Source organism: Sphingopyxis sp., from assembly GCF_050725615.1.
Taxonomy (GTDB): Bacteria; Pseudomonadota; Alphaproteobacteria; order Sphingomonadales; family Sphingomonadaceae; genus Sphingopyxis.
Map to the genome: position 1 here is coordinate 1 of NZ_JBOHHU010000030.1, position 17,495 is coordinate 17,495.

A 17,495-nucleotide genomic window follows, 5' to 3' on the forward strand; every position below is an offset into this window, starting at 1 on the left:
TCTCGACTTCGCTCGACACGAACGGGTTTTAAGCGGCATTTCGCTTGCCCTTCCGTTCCTCGTCGATCCGCCCGTCGTGCATCACCAGCACGCGGTCGCAATGCTCGGCCAGCTCAGGGTCATGCGTGATCACCAGCAGGGTCGCGCCAAGCGCCTTGCCGCGCGAGAAGAGCAGGTCGACGATCGCATGCCCCGTCGCGGTGTCCAGATTGCCCGTCGGCTCGTCGGCGAACAGGATTGAGGGCTCCCCCGCCATCGCGCGCGCGATGGCGACGCGCTGCTGCTCGCCGCCCGACAATTGCGCCGGATAATGGGTGAGGCGATGGCCGAGCCCGACCGCCTCCAGTTCCTTCGCCGCGCGCCCGAAGGGATCGGCATGGCCCGCCAGTTCCAGCGGCACCGCGACATTTTCCAGCGCGGTCATCGTCGGCAGCAGGTGGAAGGCTTGCAGCACGATGCCGATCCGCCCACGTCGCGCGCGCGCAAGACCATCCTCGTCGAGCGTGGTGAAGTCGGTCCCGGCAATATGGATCGTCCCGCCGCTTGCGCGTTCGAGGCCCGCAAGCACCGCCATCAGCGAGCTTTTGCCCGACCCCGAAGGCCCAAGCAGCGCAACCGATTCGCCCGCGGCGACGCGGAGGTCGATCCCCCGCAAAATTTCGACGGGGGCCTTGTCGGTGCCGAGCGTCAGCGTCACATTATGGGCGGCGATCGCCGCGTCAGCGGGCGGTCGGGAAGGTTCGGTCAAGAAGGGACCCTTTGGAATGATCAAGGCCGGATGGCGCTCGTTTTTGGTATATGGTTGCGTCCTTGCGCTTTGCCAACCGCTCGCCGCGTGCGGATCGGCGGAAAAGGGCGCCGCTTCGACCAAGGAGGCAGAGCCTTCGACCAAGGCGGCGGCGATCCCGGCCGACGCCCCGCTGGTGATCGCCTTCGGCGACAGCCTTTACGCGGGCTATCAACTCGGCCCGAAGGAAGGCCTCGCGCCGCAATTGCAGGCCGCGCTGGCCGCCGACGGTGTGGTGGCGCGGGTGCAGAATGCGGGGGTGTCTGGCGACACGACCGCCGCAGGTCTCCAGCGCCTGACCTTCGTGCTCGACAATGCCAAGGTGAAGCCCGCGCTCGTCCTGCTCGGCCTGGGCGGGAACGACATGCTGCGCGGGATCGACGCGAAAGAGACCCGCGCCAATCTCGACGCGATGCTCGCCGAGCTCCGGAAGCGCGAGATCCCCGTCGTGCTCACCGGCATGATGGCCTCGCCGAACATGGGCAGCGATTATGCCAGGGCGTTCAACCCCATCTATCCCGAACTCGCGGCCAAATATGACGCGAGCCTCTATCCCTTCATCCTCGACAATGTGGTGACGAACAAGGCGTTGATGCTCGGCGACAATGTCCATCCCAACGCCAAAGGGGTCGGGGTGATCGTCGAGGGGCTCGCGCCGCTGGTCGAGGAAGCCTTGCCCGACGCCGATTAAGCCAGCAATTTCTCCGCGCGCACGCGCCAGTTCGCCGCGAGGACATCCATCGACGCCAGCGCCCGCAGGGCCGCCGGCTCGCGCTTGCCGTCGCCGCCGATCAGCAGGGCGAACACGCGCTCGACGTTCCATTCGGGCAAGGGTCGCGCGACCAATTCGAGGCTGTCCCCCGCCGCGACCGTCCCTTCCTCGATCACCCGATAATACCAACCGCTGCGCCGCGACGTCACCACCGTCGCGGTGACGCTCGCGATCCCGAAGCGGTGCCCGAGCTTCCAGCACGGCTGCCGTCCCTGGCTGATCTCGACCAACGTGCTGCCCAGCCGATAGCGATCGCCGATATAGGCCTCGGTCTCGACCAGTCCTGCGGTCGATATATTCTCGCCGAACGCCCCGGGGGCAGCGAGCAGATCGTGGCCGCCGAGCGTTTCGGCCCACCAGCCATAATGATCGCGCGGATAATGGTGGATCGCCTTGTCGGTGCCGCCATGGACGCTGAGGTCGGCCTGTTCGTCGCCGGCGATGCCGAGGAAACCGACGCGCCGGGCCTCATTGACCGGCGTTTTGGCGATGGCGCTGGTTTCGTCGCCGCGAAAGCGTTCGGCCTTGCCGGTCAGGATGGCGTCGATGGAGATGCGCATGAGGGCGGGTCTAGCGGTTTGGTGCGAATGGGGGAAGCGACGGTTTTGGGGTGGGTTGCAGACATTCCAACGAACCCCTCCCTCCCCTTCAGGGGAGGGGCTTTATGGCCGCTTCCGCCCGAAACCTGCCGTGCCCCCAAACGAAAAAGGGCGACCCCGCGGGGCCGCCCTTTTCCTGTTCATTTCTGCCCGAAGGATCAGAAAGCGAAGCCGACGCCCGCGACGAAGCTGTCGAAGTCGCCGAAGTTGCTCACGAACTGGTGACGATATTCGACCTTGCCGTAAACATTCTGGCCGAACTTGTGCTGGTAGCCGGCACCGACATAGGGATCGTCGAGATCGCTGAAGGTGTAACCACCGGTCACGAACAGCTTGCCCTTGTCGCCGATCTTGGCGCCGGCGCGGCCGCCGGCCGAGAACTGAACGTCGAAGCCGTCGACAAGAACCTTGTCGCCAGCGACTTCGGCGCCGACGAAGGCGCTGCTGCCGAGGTCGAAATCATAGCCCGCTGCGAGGCCGATCGTGCCTTCGTCGATCCCGTTGCCGGTGATCAGGCCGCCGCGAACTTCGACATGGCCTTCGCCGCCTTCGGCAGCGAACGAGGGGGTGGCGACGACGGCCGAGAGGAGAGCGGCTGCAACTGCGAATTTCTTCATTTTGTTTTCCTTTATTCGTGACGGGACGCGTCCCTTGGAGCGCGACCCGCCGCCTAAATGGCGTTTTTTACTGTCTGTTCAATGAACGAATGAACGGAAATGTGACAATTTCCTTACCTGTGTTGTTTTTGCAACACAGGGGCGGCGGTCAGCCGAGCGCGGCCTGCTTTTCCTCGGCAATCCGGTCGAGTTCGGCGCGTGTCGGCTTGGTCGCCGCGCTTTTCAACTGCCCGCACGCCGCCATGATGTCGCGGCCGCGCGGGGCGCGCACCGGCGCCGAAATCCCGGCCTTGAAGATCAGGTTGCTGAACGCGCGCACCCGCTCGGGGGTCGAGCATTCATAGGCGGCGCCGGGCCAGGGGTTGAAGGGGATCAGGTTCACCTTCGCGTGCAGGCCATAATATTTGATCAGCCGGACCAGCTCGCGCGCATCGTCGTCGCTGTCATTCTTGTCCTTGAGCATCACATATTCAAAGGTGATGCGCCGCGAATTGCCGACGCCCGGATATTCGGCGCAGGCGCGCAGCAATTCGTCGATGCCATATTTGCGGTTCAGCGGCACGATCTCGTCGCGGATTTCCTTCGACACCGCGTGCAGCGACACCGCGAGGTTGACGCCGATCTCTTCGCCCGCGCGCGCCATCATCGGCACCACGCCGCTCGTCGACAGGGTGATGCGGCGCTTCGACAGCGCGAGCCCGTCGCCGTCCATCACGATCTTGAGCGCGCCCTTGACCTCTTCAAAATTATACAGCGGCTCGCCCATGCCCATCATCACGATGTTGGTGAGCATCCGGCCGTCGGCGGTGTAGTTGCCGCCCGAATCATCGGCGCTTTCGTCGGCATCGTCATCCTCGGGATCGGCGCCGAAGCCCGCCATCGTGCCCTTCGGCCATTCGCCGAGCGCGTCGCGCGCCAGCATCACCTGTCCGACGATCTCGCCCGCCGCGAGGTTGCGCACCAGCCGCATCGTCCCGGTGTGACAGAAACGGCAATTCAACGTGCAGCCGACCTGGCTCGACACGCAGAGCGTTCCCCGATCGGCGTCGGGGATGAAGACCATCTCATATTCCTGGCCGTCGGCGGCGGCGAGCAGCCATTTGCGCGTGCCGTCATTCGACACCTGCGCCTCGCGCACCGTCGGGCGGCCGATGATGAAGCGGTCGGTCAGCCAGGGGCGCATCGCCTTGGCGATGTCGGTCATCGCCTCGAATTCGGTGACCCCGCGGTGATAGATCCAGTGCCAGATTTGCTTGGCGCGCAGCTTCGCCGCTTTCGCGTCCAATCCCGCTTCGACCAGCACCCCGCCGATCGCGTCGCGGCTGAGCCCGACCAGGTCGATGCGGTTGCCCCCGCGCAGGGGAACGGTGCCCGTCGTGACGGGGTCGATATGGCCGGGGATCTGCATGATGGCGGCGCCTATACGGCCGAAAGGCTTTTTGTGCAATCTATGCTCATCCCCTCCCGCAAGCGGGAGGGGCAGCGTGACTTACGAGCTTGCTCGTTAGTCGCAGCGGGGTGGGCCATTACAGCGTCGCTGCCCATCCCCAACCCCTCCCGCCTGCGGGAGGGGAGAGAAATATTCAGTGCGCGCGCGCCTCGCCCAGCGCTTCGGCAAAGGGTTCGGCGCATCCGACCGTTTCTTCGGGCGGCACGCCCGCGCATTTCGGGAAGATCGCGTCGAGCCGGCGCTTCAGCGTGTCGTCGAAGGTCGGCTGGTTCGAAATCCGCGCGTTGCACACGGTCAGTTCGGACCGGATCGCACCCTTGATTCGTTCGAGTCCGTCGGGGGACAGGATTCCCGCGTTGAGCAATTCCTCGCACAGCTGGATCAGGCCAACGGTCGTCGCATGGGCGCGCAGGCCGATAAAATCGAGCGTCCGGTGCCGCTCGCGGGCTTCCGCATCACAGCGGCTGGCTACAGTCATTCCGGCATCTCCCTCTCCATGGCCGTTGCGACCGAACGGCGCGCCGTGAGGGCGTCTTCCGTATCGTTCGGACGCGATCATGCGCCAATGGGGCAGGGCGGGCAAGGGATTATGTAACTAAGTGTCACAAGGAGAGGGCAGCGCGCAACGAAACCGCTTCCGATTGCGGAGGCGGCGGTTACGGCGCCAGCATCTCCGGGACCAGGCGAGCTGGTTTGCCGCGACTGGCGCGGCGGCTTCGGAATAAAAAGCTGTGTGCCCCCGCCGAAGCAGGGGCCCATCGCCGGTCGGAGCCATTCTGAACCGGCCCGAGATGGTTCTCCGCTGTCGCGGGGACACACAGATCGCCTGGAGTGCCTCAGGCGTCAGCGGATCATTTCGCGATCGAGCTAACCCGGATCGGTTCGCCGCGCGCCACGCTCGCGATCATCGCATCGGCCTGCGCGGCGGCCAGAAGCCGGGTTTCGCGGCGGCATTCGCGAATGTCGTTCTTGCCCGCGATGTCGAAGTCCGAAGCGGTGCCGCACACCTCGACGGCGGCGCGCCAGATACGGCGGTCGAGCGTCCGGGCGCCGCGTTCGGTCTTGAGGTCGAGGTCGCCGTGCTGGACGACGACGGTCGGATTGGCGGACGCGGTCTGGGCAAGGGCGGGCTGGCCGAACGAAGCGGCGGCCAGCGCGGCGAGGATCAGAAGCTTTTTCATCTCATGTCTCCATCGTCCGGCTGAAGGGGAGGGGAGGAAGCCGGTAGGGACACAGATAATCCGCCGCGCGCCGCCGCGGGAGCAACGATGTTGCGAAACCATTCTGCAAAATTGCAGAATGCGCGCAGGGAGCGTATGACGCAAAATACATCATGTTCGACTGGAACGACCTCAAATCCTTTCTCGCGGTCGCCGAAACCGGCAGCACGCTGGCGGCGGCGCAGGCGCTGCGCGTCAGCCAGACCACCGTCGCCCGCCGCATCGCCGCGCTCGAGCAAGCGACCGGCCTCACCCTGTTCGAGCGGCGGCAGGCCGGCTACGCGCTGACGGTGGCGGGGGAGGGCATGCTGGCGAGTGCGCTCGCCGTCCGCGAGGCCGCCGATCGTTTCGGCGAAGCGGCGGGCGCGCGGTCGCGCGACGCGGGCGGCACGGTCAGCCTGACGACGATGGAAATCTTCGCGGTCACCATCCTGCCGCCGATCCTGCGCGACCTGCGCGCGGCGCATCCCGAAATCCATATCCGCCTCGACACCGCCGACGAGCCGCGCGACCTCGCGGCGGGCGCCGCCGACATCGCGATCCGCAGCAGCAAACAGCCGACCGGCGCGGGGCTCGTCGGGCGCCGCATCGCCGACAATCCGTGGACCCTATACAGCAGCCGCGATTATGCCGACCGCCACGGCATCCCGCACAGCCGCGAGCAACTCGCCGCCCACCCCTTCATCGGCGGCGGCGGCGGGGTCTGGGAACCCTATCAGGCGTGGCTGCGCCAGTACGGGCTCGAGGAATCGGTGGTGATGCAATATGACAGCGCCTCGGGCCTGCTCGCCGGGGTGCGCTCGGGCATGGGGCTCACCATCCTCCCCGCCTTCCTTGCCGACCGCGAGCCCGACCTCATCCGCTGCATCCCGCCCAAGACCGAGGACACCACGGGGCTGTGGCTGCTGACCCACGAACGGCTGCGCCATGTGCCGCGGGTGCGGACGGTGCTCGATTTTCTGGCGAAGGAATTGACGGCGCTGGCGCGCGAGTAGCCGAAAAACCGCTTTCCTAAAAAAGATCGTCATGCTCCAAGCTGATAGATGGACCCAAAGCCATGTTTCGAATGCCGCTCGACGGTCAATTGTCAGCCCGGGATCTCCTCACCGCGTAAAGCGACAAAGGCGACAATTTCGTCGCGTGCATCCGTATCTTTTGTCGCTTTAAGGGGGCATCTGCGGGAGCTGCGATGCGATTTCAGCGTGAAGTTGCGCAGTTTTCCTTGCCTTCCGGGTTGCCCGCCCCATCGCGTCATCCCGGGCTTGACCCGGGACTCGCCTTTTTCTTCTGGGATCGCCGGATCGAAGGAAGGCAGGCCCCGGATCAAGCCCGAGGTGACGGCTGCTCACGGTAGTATCGCCAACCGTGATTCCAGTGTGAAGTTCGGCGGAATTACACCGTTTCTTGAGCGCCCCGCTTCACGCCAGCGCCGCCTCCACCGCCGCTTCGACATGCAGCGCCAGCGTGTCGAACAGCGGCACCGTGCTGTCGCTCGCATCGACCAGCAGCATGATCTCGGTGCAGCCGAGCACGATCGCCTCGGCGCCGTCGGCGATCAGCGCCGCGATGATGCGGCGATATTCGGCGCGCGATTCGTCGCGGATCACGCCCTGGACCAGTTCGTCATAAATGATGCGGTGAACGGTCGCGCGGTCGGCATCGCCGGGGACGATCGCCGCGATCCCGGCGGCGGCCATGCGTCCGGTGTAGAAGGGCTTCTCCATCGTGAAGGCGGTGCCGAGCAGCCCGACGCGCCGATATCCCGCCGCCCGGATCGCGGCGATGGCGGGGTCGGCGATATGGAGCAGCGGCACCGGCGTCGCCGCCTCGACCGCATCGGCGCACAGGTGCATCGTGTTGGCGCAGATCAGCAGCATCTCGGCGCCGCCCGCCGTCAGCGATTTGGCGGCATCGGCCATCTGCGTGTCGAGCACGTCCCAGTCGCCGCTCGCCTGCAGCCCGGCGATCGGCGCGAAATCGAGCGACAGCATCAGCACGCGCGCTGAATGCAGGCCGCCGAGCCGCGCCTTCACCCCCTCGTTGATCAGGCGGTAATAATGCGCCGAGCTTTCCCAGCTCATCCCGCCGATCAGGCCGATCGTCTTCATTGCCTCACCCCAAACTCGCGCAGCCCAGCGCCGCCGCATCGATCGCCGTCGCCGCGCCGCGCAGCCGATAGGTGTCGGCGATCGATCCGCCGCTGCCGCTCACGCTCTCGACGCTCATGCTCGGCGCCGATCGCATCGCGGCGATGATCGCCGCGTCCATTCGCGCGTCGCTCGCCCAGCCGTGCGCGCCATTGCCGGTCAGGATGAAACGGCGGCTGCCGATCGTCAGCCGCAATTCGCCGCCGGCGCGCCGCGCTTTCGACAGGCGGACGTAGAATTGGCCGCGAATGCGCGATTTGGGCCAGTAACCGACGCTGGCATAGGCTTTGACCTGCGGCGTGCCGATCGTCGCGGCGGGGGCGGCGATCGCATAGCAACGCGGCGTTGCTGGGTCGCGAAACGCGCCCCAGCCGTCGAAGACGCCGAGCGCGGTGCGCGGCGCGGCAAGCGCCATGGCGGGCAAGCCGGCGAGCAGGAGGAAAAAGGGCAGGGCACGGCGCATCGCGCCTCGTTTGCGCGAATGCCGTCGCATTGCAAGCATGGCTTGCACGCCGCCATAGGCGCGTTAAGGAAGGAAGACATTTTATGGGGGCAGGGAATCGGGGTGCTGCGGCGCCCATGGTACCCGTCCCTGAGGGACTTCTCCCGCACGAGCATACAGGATGGCGGAATAACAATGAAAGCGACGATCGAACGCGCGGTACTGTTGAAGAGCCTTGGCCATGTCCAGTCGGTGGTCGAGCGGCGTAACACCATCCCCATCCTGTCGAACGTGCTGATCGAAGCCGACGCCTCGGGCCAGCTCAAGCTGATGGCGACCGATCTCGACCTCCAGGTCGTTGAGACGATCGCCGCGAAGGTCGAAACCCCCGGCACGACCACCGTGTCGGCGCATACTTTGTTCGAAATCGCCCGCAAGCTGCCCGAGGGTACCGAGGTCAGCCTCGCCGCCGCCGAGGGCAAGATGCAGGTCAAGGCCGGCCGCTCGAACTTCAACCTGCCGACGCTGCCGCGCGACGACTTCCCGGTGATCGCCGAGGGCGAGCTGCCGACCAATTTCGAACTGCCGGTCGCCGAGCTGATCCAGATCATCGACAAGACGCGCTTCGCGATCTCGACCGAAGAAACGCGTTATTACCTCAACGGCATCTTCCTGCATGTCGCCGAGGATGCGACGGGTCCCGTACTCAAGGCCGCGGCGACCGACGGCCACCGCCTCGCGCGCTACACGGTGACCCGCCCCGACGGCGCCAGCGCGATGCCCGACGTGATCGTTCCGCGCAAATGCGTCGGCGAGATCCGCAAGCTGCTCGACGAGGCCGAGGGCAATGTCGAGATCAGCCTGTCGGCGACCAAGATCCGTTTCCAGCTCGGCAACGCCGTGCTGACCTCGAAACTGATCGACGGCACCTTCCCCGACTATAGCCGCGTCATCCCGACCGCGAACGACAAGCTCTTGAAGGTTGATCCGAAAAGCCTGTTCCAGGGCGTCGACCGCGTGTCGACGATCGCCAGCGAAAAGACCCGTGCGGTCAAGGTCGGTTTGGACAAGGATCGCATCACCCTGTCGGTGACGAGCCCCGAAAACGGCACCGCCGCCGAAGAACTCGCCGCCGCCTATGACAGCGAGGCGATGGAGATCGGCTTCAACGCCCGCTACCTCAGCGACATCCTCGGCCAGGTCGACGGCGACAATGTCGAGCTTCACCTCGCCGACGCCAACGCCCCGACCCTGATCCGCGAGAGCGAGAAGAGCCCGGCGCTTTATGTGCTGATGCCGATGCGGGTGTGACCGTTCGCGGGCAATATGGGCTCGGCGTGGCGGCTGGTATCGCGCTGCTGTTCTCGAGCGCGGCGTCGGCAGCGCCGCCGGCCGGGTTTTCGGAACAAGACCGGGCAGATACCAATTGCATTGCCGCGGTGAGCATCGCGATCGGCAGCGAATTGCCCGGACAATCGCTCTCGGCGGAAGCCAAGTCGGGCATGGCGACCGTGCTGACCTATTTTGTGGGCAAGTTGAAGGGGCGCTACGCCACCCTGAAAATGGCCGATGTCGTGACGCCGGAACTCTATGCCCAGATCAGCCCGAAACTGGCAGAAGAGATGAAGCGCTGCGGAGCCGAAGCCATCGCTATGGGCGAAGACTTGCAGGATGCCGGAAGGATTCTGACCGCCGTCGGCCGCTGAAAGGCAGCTCGCGCATCGACGAGGTCGGGTCTGCCTATCCCGCCTTCGCGACCCGCCAGATCACGCCGCCGGTATCGTCGGCGATCAGCGCGCTGCCGTCCTTCGCAACCTTCACATCGGCCGGGCGGCCGCGCGTCGTCTTGCCGTCTTTCGCCAGGAACTGGTCGAGCAGCGTGATCGGCAGCGCGTCGGCGGGCTTGCCGTTGGCGCCGAATTTCACGAACACCACGTCATACCCCGCGACCGGTTCGCGGTTCCACGACCCGTGGCGGGCGATCAAAGCCCCGTTCGCCCAGCGCTCGCCAAGGTCGAGGCCCTGGGTGAAGGTCATGCCCAGCGGCGCGGTATGCGCGCCGAGCGCATAGGCGGGGCGCTTGACATATTGGCGGCGGTCGTCGGCGTCGGGGGCGACGCGCGGGTCGACGAAACCGCCCCAATAATACCAGGGCCAGCCATAAAAATCGCCTTCGTCGATCTCGGCCAGATAGTCGGGGACCAGGTCGCTGCCGAGCATGTCGCGCTCGTTGACCACGGTCCACAGCTGGTTGCTGCCCGGATAGAAGCCCAACCCGACGGGGTTGCGAATGCCCGCCGCAAAGGTGCGGACATATTTCTGCTCGGGCCGCACCTCGAGGATGCGGGCGCGGCGCGCTTCGTTATTCTCGCCCTTTTCGCCGATATTGCTGTCGGCGCCGACCCCGATATAGAGCCAGCCATTGGGCGCCGCGACCAGGCTCTTGGTCCAGTGACGGTTGGTGCCGGCGGCGGGCAGGTCGGCGATCTTGCTCGGCTTGCCGCTCATCGCCGTCTCGCCCTCGACATAGGGGAAGGCGAGCAGCGCATCGGTGTTGGCGACGTACAGCGTCTTGCCGACCAGCGCGATGCCATAGGGCGAGTTGAGGCCGGTGATATAGGCGGTCTTGACCTCGGCCTTGCCGTCGCCGTCGGCATCGCGGAGCAGGCTGATGCGGTTCGCCGACTTGCCGCCGGCGCCCGCCTTGCTCATCATCCGGCCCATCACCGCGCCCTCGATGCCCGACGTGTCGCGCGGCGGACTCTCGCTTTCGGCGACCAGCACGTCGCCGTTGGGCAGGACGAACATCGTGCGCGGATGCGCCAGCCCCTCGGCAAAGCGCGCAACGCTCAGCCCGGCAGCGACGCGCGGAGCCTCTCCGGCCGGCCATTTGGTCGCCTCGGGCACGTTCATCGTCGGGATGGTCTGCGACGCCTGCGGCGCCATCACCGGCACCCGGCCGCTGAGTTCGGCGGTCGAGAAGCGCGCCACATCGGGGCGCGACATGGCATAAAGGGTGATGCCGCCGACGATCAGGACCAGCAGCAGGGCGAGGAGGAGATATTTCAGGATCTTGCGCATGGCAGCATGTCTACACGTGCCGGGCGCGGCGGCAAAGAGGCGAAACGTGGGCGACGCATGGTTAACCGAAACGCGCTGGCGATTAACCTTACCCGCCCGTTCAGCACTATTGGGAACGGCGCGGTGAGGCGGGGGGCGTAGAGCGGTCGGCGACATGATCGGGGACACCATGCAACTGCCAGCACCATTTCTTTCCGACCGCGCCGCGGTGGACGACGCGCATGCGCTGATCGCCCGGCATGGCGACGAGGCGGGCTATGCGGCGGCGGCGCGCGCCGAGCAATATCGCGTGCTCGGCAACCATATCCACTTCGCCCGCTGGCGGCAGATCGAGCGGCTGATCACCTATTTGTCGGTCGAGGATATCCTCGACACGGTGCATTGACGCCCTAGAGGCGCAGTCCCGCCGTCTCGGGCAAGCCCGCCATGATGTTGAGGTTCTGGACGCAGGCGCCGCTTGCGCCCTTGCCCAGATTGTCGAGCCGCGCGACCAGACGAAGCTGCGTGCCGTCGGCGCTCGCATAGAGCATCAGCTCCATCGCGTCGGTGGCGGCGTCGCCCTTGCGCAGCAACAATTCGCTCTCATCGCCCGCCCGGCGCACGCCAACCAGCGCCGACCCCTCATAATGCGCCGCCAGCGCGTCATGGGCCGCATCGGCAGTGGGCGCGTCGAAGCTCAGCGGCACTTCGACCAGCATGCCGCGATAGACCGGCACCACCGCCGGCGCGAAGACCGGGGCGTGGAGCAGCCCCGAACCCGCCTGCATCTCGGGCACATGCTTGTGGCCGAGCGCCAGGCCATAGCTGCGGAAACCGATATCGGGCTCCGCCTCGAAGCGCGCGATCAATTCCTTGCCGCCGCCCGAATAGCCCGACACCGCGTTGACGCTCAGCCGCGCATCCTTCGCGACGATGCCCGCCGCGACCAGCGGCGCGACGAGCGCGAGGAAGCCGGTGGGGTAGCAGCCGGGGTTGCTGACCCGCGCCGAGCCCGCGATCGCGTCGCGCTGCCCGGCGTTCAGTTCGGGAAAGCCATAGGTCCAGCCCGGCGCCACGCGGTGCGCGGTCGAGGCGTCGATCACCTTCGTGCGGTCGTTGGCGATCATGCCCACCGCCTCGATCGCCGCCGCGTCGGGCAGGCAGAGGATGACGAAATCGGCGTCGTTCAGCGCTTCGCGCCGCGCCCCGGCGTCCTTGCGGTGCGCCTCGCTCAGCGTCAGCAGCGAAAACTCGGGCCGTCCTGCGAGCCGTTCGGCGATTTCGAGGCCCGTCGTTCCCGCCGCGCCGTCGATGAATACCGTTTGTGTCATGGTGCTATTTCAGTCTTTTATAGCCGCTTACCGGCGGCTCCTGTCCTTTGGCGGCCGATCGTGCGATCACGTCGGCCAGCGGTTCCACCTTCACCGCCATCCATCGTCGGCTCGCGTGGATGATGTTGCTGGCGTCCGCCATGATCCCGACATGGCCGGGGAAGAAGACAAGGTCGCCGCGCTGGAGTGTCGACGGATCGACGTCCTTGTCGGCGTCGAGGGCGGCGAGCTGGAGGTCGCTGTCGCGCGGCAGTTGCACGCCGGCGGCGCCCCAGGCCAGTTGCACCAGCCCCGAACAGTCGATCCCGTTTGCGGTGCGGCCGCCCCAGACATAAGGCGCGCCGATCATCTCTTCGGCGACGCTTGCGGCATCGCTCTCGGCAGCATCGGCCTCGACGAGCGCCGCGAGCGGCAGATAGCCGTGCGCGGTGGCGAGCCATTCGCCCTCGGGCTCGCCCATTACCAGCGCACCGCGCGGCAGCACCGCCGACCCGCCGCTTGCGGCGTCGGGCGCGCTGTGGAGCAAGGCTTCGCTCGCCCGCACCCGGTGCGTCGGGGCGATCGGCGCGCCGAGCGCGTCGGCGGCAAGATAGCCGACATAGTGATCGGCGAGGCAATAGCCCCACGCCCAGCCGCCAGTCAGGTCGAGCAGGGCAAAGGCCTCACCGAACAGCAGCTCGCTCGTCTGGTCGGCATCGAGCGATGGCGCGCTGCGCAGGATCGCCGACGGCAGCACGCAGCTGCTCATCATCGGTGCGGCATAATGCGGCGCGAAATGCTGGCCGGCGACCGCGATATCGGCCAGGTCGGGGCGGATCGCGACGGTGCGCGGATCATAGCTCTGCGAGGTGCCGCTCAGGCCGAAACGATCGCGGCCTGCGCCGACCGCGCCGGGGCGCCCCATGCGGATGCGACCCGCCGCCAAATTTTCGCCCTCTGCTGCCACGTGATGTCCTGATACTGTATTGGAGCCGCCGTCCGGCGCTTAATCGCGGCGCATTAGCCCAGCGGCATGGCCTTTATCAAGAAGCATCGCTCTTGCGCCGTCGGTCGTATCGCGCCTGCAGCATCGCCCATGCCGCGCGCATCCCGAGCGCCGCTCCGCCCTTGGGCCGCCCATGCTTCGCCGACGGGCGCCAGGCGAAGGTATCGACATGCGCCCAGGCGATGCCGTCACCGACAAAACGTTTGAGAAACAGCGCTGCGGTGATCGTCCCGGCAAAGGCCGATGACCCGGCGTTGCCGAGGTCGGCGATGTCGGTTTCGAGCAAGTCGGCATAATCGTCCCACAGCGGCATGCGCCACAGGGGATCGTCGCGATTGATGCCGCCCGCCAGCATCGCGTCGGCCAGCGCATCGTCATTGGCGAACAGCGGCGGCAGGTCCGGGCCGAGCGCGACGCGCGCCGCGCCGGTCAGCGTCGCGAAATCGACGATCAATTCGGGCTTGTCCTCGCTCGCCTTGGCCAGCGCATCGCCGAGGACCAGCCGCCCCTCGGCGTCGGTGTTGCCGATCTCGACCGTCAGCCCGAGCCGGCTGGTCAGCACGTCGCCGGGGCGAAAGGCATCGGCCGAAATCGCATTTTCCGCCGCCGCGACCAGGCAGTGCAGCCGCACCGGCAGCCCGCTCGCCATCACCAGTTCGGCGAGCGCCAGCACATGCGCGCCGCCGCCCATATCCTTCTTCATCAACCGCATACCCGACGAGGGCTTGATGTCGAGCCCGCCGCTGTCGAAGCTGATGCCCTTGCCGACCAGCGCGATCTTGGGATGGCTGTCCTTGCCCCACATGATCTCGATCAGCCGCGGCGCGTGATGTTTGGCCGCCGCGCGTCCGACGGCGTGGATCATCGGATAGCCCTGTTCCAGCGCCTCGCCCTTGGTCACGACGATCTTGCCGCCATGCGCCTTGGCGATGCGTTCGGCCTGCTTCTCGATCGCGGCGGGCCCCATGTCGGCGGCCGGCGTGTTGACCATATCGCGCACCAGCGCAGTCGCGCGCATTTCGGCGACCATCGGGGCGATCGCGCCGACATCGCTGGTCAGCAGCACGCGCGGTCCGCGCGCCTCGGCCTTGGGACGATAGCGGTCGAAACGATATTGCGCGCTCATCCACCCGAACAGGGCCTTGCCGGGCTGCCCGCCTTCGATCCGGTAGCGGCCCTCGGGCAATGTCTGTCCCAGCTTGGCGAGGCACCAGGCCGACAGGCTGTCGACTTGTGCAACGGCAGTGACGACCGCCCATTTTTCGGGATTGTCGCCGGGCAGGATCGCATGGGCGAAGGCATCGGGTTTGAACCCCACGGCGGCCAGATGCGCCCGCTCGCGTGCGCTGCGGCCCTTTAGCCAGCCGTCATAGCTTTGTTTGTCGACGAGGTGGATCGGGCGCGCGTCCTGCCCCTTGTCGGGCTGGATCAGGTCGGAATAGTCGGTCATGCGCTTTTGCTAAGCCTCCGGGGAAACTTTGTCGATTCCCGGCGTTATGGGGGCATGACGCTCCTCATCTCCCATCGCTTCGCCGCCGCGCTCGTTCCGGCGATCCTGCTCGTCACCGCCTGTTCGGGCGAACCCGAACCGACCCAGGCCGAAAAGGCTGCCGCCGCGACTGTTCTCGGGGCGCCACCGGGTGCGAACGACGATGTGAAGGTGGCGAATGCGGCGGCGTCAAACGTCAAGGAAAGCAGCGACCTGATGGAATTTGCGTACAGCTACCCAAAGGAAGCCGCCGAAATCCCGAAGCTTGCCGAATGGCTCGACCAGGATCGTGCGACCAAGCGCGACGCGCTGACCGCGGAATCGCGCCGCGACCAGGCGCTCGCGCAGAAGGAGGGCTTTCCCTACCGCCCGCACAGCCATTTGCAGGCGTGGCAACGCGTCACCAACACGCCGCGCTTCCTCAGCCTGTCGAGCGAGATCGAAACCTACACCGGTGGCGCGCACGGCATGACCAATTTCGAAACACTGATCTGGGACCGCAACAAGACGGTACGGCTGAAACCGCTCGACCTGTTCACCAGCGGCAAGGCGTTCGACGCGGCCATCCGTACCGACTATTGTGCAGCGATCAAGCGCGCCAAGGCGGCAAAGGGCATCCAGCCGCCCGACGAAGAATTACCCGACGCGCTCGAATCGGTCTTCGCCAAATGTCCGCCGGCGTCGGCGCAGACAGTGTGGCTCGGCTCGTCCGACGGTCGCCATCTCGACCGGCTGACGATCGCCATCGCCCCCTATGAAATCGGCGCCTATGCCGAGGGTGATTATCGGATCAACGTGCCGGTGACGGCGGCGCTGGTCCGCGTCGTGAAGCCCGAGTTCGCGAGCGAATTCCGCGCCGCGCGGTAGGGAGCTGCCTGCGTGAAAACGGGGAGCATCATGCCCGCCAAGTCCAAAGCCCGGCAACGCGCCGCCGGCGCCGCGCTCAGCGCCAAGCAATTCTTCGAAGCGGAAGGGCGCGTCCGGGGGCAGGCCCGAGCATGTCGATGGGGCGGCGGTATCGCCGCACAAAACATAACCCCGGGCCGTTTTCGGACCCGGGGTTACGCGACTGCGGCCCAGTGCAGCTCTATTTCTTCGGCGCCGCCTTGGCGGGCGCGGTGCCGCCGGATGTCACCGGTAGGGTGTTCGGGACTTCATAGGCCGACCCGACCGCGATCAGATGGCTGATCGCGATGCGGCGCACCGGCAACGCCTTTGGCTGGATGCCCGCATAGGAGAAGCTTGTCGCGCTGTGGCATTCGAAGCAGTTATTGCCCTGTTTCCCTTTGGCGCTTTGCAGGAAGGTTTCTGCGGTGCTGTTCATCAGACTGATCGCGCCGACCGCGTTGGTCTGGTTCAAATTCTGCCAGCCAGCGGCGGTCGTGACATAGGTGTTGGGCTTGAACCACGCCGTGCCGATCAGATTGTAATTCTGCAGCGGCGAATTGTTCGGGAAGTTGCTGGCGGCCTTCTGCGAAGCGACGTTGATCGCGGCGATGTTCGACGGGCCGTTCGGCTGGGTGTCGCCGCCGGTCTGGTTCATCTGGACGATCTGCGTGACCGGCGCGAATTTTCCCGTCGCTGCATCGAAGGTCACGGTCGCCGGATTGGTGTTGGTTTCGACCAGCAAGGCCGGTTGCGAATAGGGCGTCCCGGCCTTGTAAAAGGTGAAATTGCCCGGATTGCTTGCATTGGCGTCGAAAGTGAAACTGTTGTCGGCAAACATCGGCGCATTCAGCTTATGCTCGAACGTCGCCCACAGGAATTCGGGATGATTGTCGACATAGCCGACGACATGCATGCCGACGAGCGCGACGGTGACGACCTCATATTTGCCCGAGGGCACGACCGCGCAATTCGCGCCGTTACAGTTGTTTTGCAGCACCGGCACTTCAGCCTGCGTGGTATAAGTCCCCGCCGGCGCGGTCTCGCCGTCGGCGAGCCGATACCAGGTCGCCTTCACGATCGCGTCGCCGAGGGAGAAATAATCATCCTGGTTGGGATTGCTCTCATAGGCGCCGGTCGCGATCAGGTTGCGCTTGGTGACCGCGAAATAATTGGGCGTCATGTGGATCGAGGCATAGACAGGATAGCCGTTTTGGCCGATCAACATGCTGCCGTCGGCCTCGACGATCGCATTGTCCTGATTGCTCGAACCAAGGCCGGGGTGGACTGGCTTCATATGCGCATCGAGCCGCAATAGCGTGGTTCGCGGCGCGGCGTCCGGATCGGCGATCAGGTCGTCGGGAACCTGCCAGCCCAGAAAGCGCGGCTTGCCGTCGATCGGCGCGTTCGCCCAGACAAAGGCTTCCCACGACCATTGGTTGAACAGGCAATCGTCCGCGCTTGTGCTCATCGCGGTCGGCATCGTCGCGGTCGGGCTCAAATAGGCCTGGAGCCCCTCGGCCCAGCCGAAGCCTTCGGGGCAACTGGCCGCAGCAACCTCGTCCTTGCCGCCATAGCCGCCATCTTTGCACGAGGAGAGCAGGGTCGGCACGCTGACCGCCAGGGCGACAAGTTTTATGCCTTGCCAGACCTTGCTTTTGAAGATCGCGCCCATGATTTTCTCCCCCCGGGAAGCAGAGAGAATAATATA

Annotated in this window: 19 protein-coding genes; 6 read left to right on the forward strand and 13 right to left on the reverse strand. The window is 65.9% G+C overall.

Features of this window, described 5'->3' with window-relative positions; genetic code table 11:
• Window positions 1-28: 28 nt before the first annotated feature.
• Window positions 29-748 (reverse strand): ABC transporter ATP-binding protein, encoded by a 720-nt coding sequence (locus ACREB7_RS08950; RefSeq protein ID WP_431591922.1) that lies wholly within the window; start codon window positions 746-748, stop codon window positions 29-31.
• 16 nt (window positions 749-764) lie between these two features.
• On the opposite strand from ACREB7_RS08950, the gene ACREB7_RS08955 reads away from it, so the two are divergent.
• Window positions 765-1,478 (forward strand): arylesterase, encoded by a 714-nt coding sequence (locus tag ACREB7_RS08955; protein ID WP_431591923.1) that lies wholly within the window; start codon window positions 765-767, stop codon window positions 1,476-1,478.
• Here the strand turns inward: ACREB7_RS08955 and ACREB7_RS08960 are convergent.
• From ACREB7_RS08960 to ACREB7_RS08980, 5 genes are all read right to left on the reverse strand, one after another.
• The gene (locus ACREB7_RS08960; RefSeq protein WP_431591924.1) at window positions 1,475-2,119 is read right to left on the reverse strand and encodes an MOSC domain-containing protein; all 645 of its coding nucleotides are present in this window, start codon (window positions 2,117-2,119) and stop codon (window positions 1,475-1,477) included. The two genes, ACREB7_RS08955 and ACREB7_RS08960, sit on opposite strands and share 4 nt — an antisense overlap.
• A 197-nt stretch (window positions 2,120-2,316) precedes the next feature.
• The gene (locus tag ACREB7_RS08965; protein WP_431591925.1) at window positions 2,317-2,775 is read right to left on the reverse strand and encodes an outer membrane protein; all 459 of its coding nucleotides are present in this window, start codon (window positions 2,773-2,775) and stop codon (window positions 2,317-2,319) included.
• A gap of 148 nt (window positions 2,776-2,923) precedes the next feature.
• Window positions 2,924-4,183, reverse strand: coding sequence for a 23S rRNA (adenine(2503)-C(2))-methyltransferase RlmN (gene rlmN, locus ACREB7_RS08970; RefSeq protein ID WP_431591926.1), 1,260 nt, complete (start codon window positions 4,181-4,183; stop codon window positions 2,924-2,926).
• 175 nt (window positions 4,184-4,358) lie between these two features.
• A complete protein-coding gene (locus ACREB7_RS08975; RefSeq protein ID WP_431591927.1) occupies window positions 4,359-4,703 on the reverse strand; it encodes a hypothetical protein in 345 nt (114 codons plus the stop codon).
• Between the two features lie 373 nt (window positions 4,704-5,076).
• On the reverse strand, window positions 5,077-5,406 hold the full coding sequence (locus ACREB7_RS08980) for a UrcA family protein (RefSeq protein ID WP_431591928.1): 330 nt from the start codon (window positions 5,404-5,406) through the stop codon (window positions 5,077-5,079).
• A 152-nt stretch (window positions 5,407-5,558) separates the two neighbouring features.
• Between ACREB7_RS08980 and ACREB7_RS08985 the strand changes: the two genes are divergently transcribed.
• The gene (locus ACREB7_RS08985; protein WP_431591929.1) at window positions 5,559-6,440 is read left to right on the forward strand and encodes a LysR family transcriptional regulator; all 882 of its coding nucleotides are present in this window, start codon (window positions 5,559-5,561) and stop codon (window positions 6,438-6,440) included.
• A 423-nt stretch (window positions 6,441-6,863) separates the two neighbouring features.
• Here the strand turns inward: ACREB7_RS08985 and ACREB7_RS08990 are convergent, their stop codons facing one another.
• Window positions 6,864-7,553: an aspartate/glutamate racemase family protein gene (locus tag ACREB7_RS08990; protein ID WP_431591930.1), complete on the reverse strand. Its 690-nt coding sequence runs from the start codon at window positions 7,551-7,553 to the stop codon at window positions 6,864-6,866.
• 4 nt (window positions 7,554-7,557) lie between these two features.
• Window positions 7,558-8,055 (reverse strand): hypothetical protein, encoded by a 498-nt coding sequence (locus ACREB7_RS08995; protein ID WP_431591931.1) that lies wholly within the window; start codon window positions 8,053-8,055, stop codon window positions 7,558-7,560.
• A gap of 174 nt (window positions 8,056-8,229) precedes the next feature.
• Here ACREB7_RS08995 and dnaN point away from each other — a divergent pair, with 174 nt between their 5' ends.
• Together dnaN and ACREB7_RS09005 are read left to right on the forward strand one after the other, a co-directional pair.
• A complete protein-coding gene (gene dnaN, locus ACREB7_RS09000) occupies window positions 8,230-9,345 on the forward strand; it encodes a DNA polymerase III subunit beta (protein WP_431591932.1) in 1,116 nt (371 codons plus the stop codon).
• Window positions 9,346-9,371: 26 nt separating this feature from the next.
• Window positions 9,372-9,740 (forward strand): hypothetical protein, encoded by a 369-nt coding sequence (locus ACREB7_RS09005; protein WP_431591933.1) that lies wholly within the window; start codon window positions 9,372-9,374, stop codon window positions 9,738-9,740.
• A gap of 34 nt (window positions 9,741-9,774) precedes the next feature.
• Here ACREB7_RS09005 and ACREB7_RS09010 read toward each other — a convergent pair whose 3' ends face one another.
• The gene (locus tag ACREB7_RS09010) at window positions 9,775-11,115 is read right to left on the reverse strand and encodes a PQQ-dependent sugar dehydrogenase (RefSeq protein WP_431591934.1); all 1,341 of its coding nucleotides are present in this window, start codon (window positions 11,113-11,115) and stop codon (window positions 9,775-9,777) included.
• A gap of 154 nt (window positions 11,116-11,269) precedes the next feature.
• Between ACREB7_RS09010 and ACREB7_RS09015 the strand changes: the two genes are divergently transcribed.
• Window positions 11,270-11,500, forward strand: coding sequence for a hypothetical protein (locus ACREB7_RS09015; RefSeq protein ID WP_431591935.1), 231 nt, complete (start codon window positions 11,270-11,272; stop codon window positions 11,498-11,500).
• Between the two features lie 4 nt (window positions 11,501-11,504).
• On the opposite strand, the gene argC is transcribed toward ACREB7_RS09015, so the two are convergent.
• The 3 genes from argC to ACREB7_RS09030 form a co-directional block, all read right to left on the reverse strand.
• Complete coding sequence (argC, locus tag ACREB7_RS09020) at window positions 11,505-12,425, reverse strand: N-acetyl-gamma-glutamyl-phosphate reductase (protein WP_431591936.1); 921 nt, start codon at window positions 12,423-12,425, stop codon at window positions 11,505-11,507.
• Between the two features lie 4 nt (window positions 12,426-12,429).
• Window positions 12,430-13,371 carry a C40 family peptidase gene (locus ACREB7_RS09025; protein WP_431591937.1) on the reverse strand — a complete coding sequence of 314 codons (942 nt, stop codon included), beginning with the start codon at window positions 13,369-13,371 and terminating at the stop codon, window positions 12,430-12,432.
• A gap of 76 nt (window positions 13,372-13,447) precedes the next feature.
• Entirely contained in the window at window positions 13,448-14,860 is a 1,413-nt protein-coding gene (locus ACREB7_RS09030) for a leucyl aminopeptidase family protein (protein ID WP_431591938.1), read from the reverse strand.
• Window positions 14,861-14,914: 54 nt separating this feature from the next.
• Here ACREB7_RS09030 and ACREB7_RS09035 point away from each other — a divergent pair, with 54 nt between their 5' ends.
• A complete protein-coding gene (locus ACREB7_RS09035) occupies window positions 14,915-15,766 on the forward strand; it encodes a DUF4163 domain-containing protein (RefSeq protein WP_431591939.1) in 852 nt (283 codons plus the stop codon).
• Between the two features lie 220 nt (window positions 15,767-15,986).
• Here ACREB7_RS09035 and ACREB7_RS09040 read toward each other — a convergent pair whose 3' ends face one another.
• Window positions 15,987-17,459 (reverse strand): hypothetical protein, encoded by a 1,473-nt coding sequence (locus ACREB7_RS09040; protein ID WP_431591940.1) that lies wholly within the window; start codon window positions 17,457-17,459, stop codon window positions 15,987-15,989.
• Window positions 17,460-17,495 lie beyond the last annotated feature (36 nt).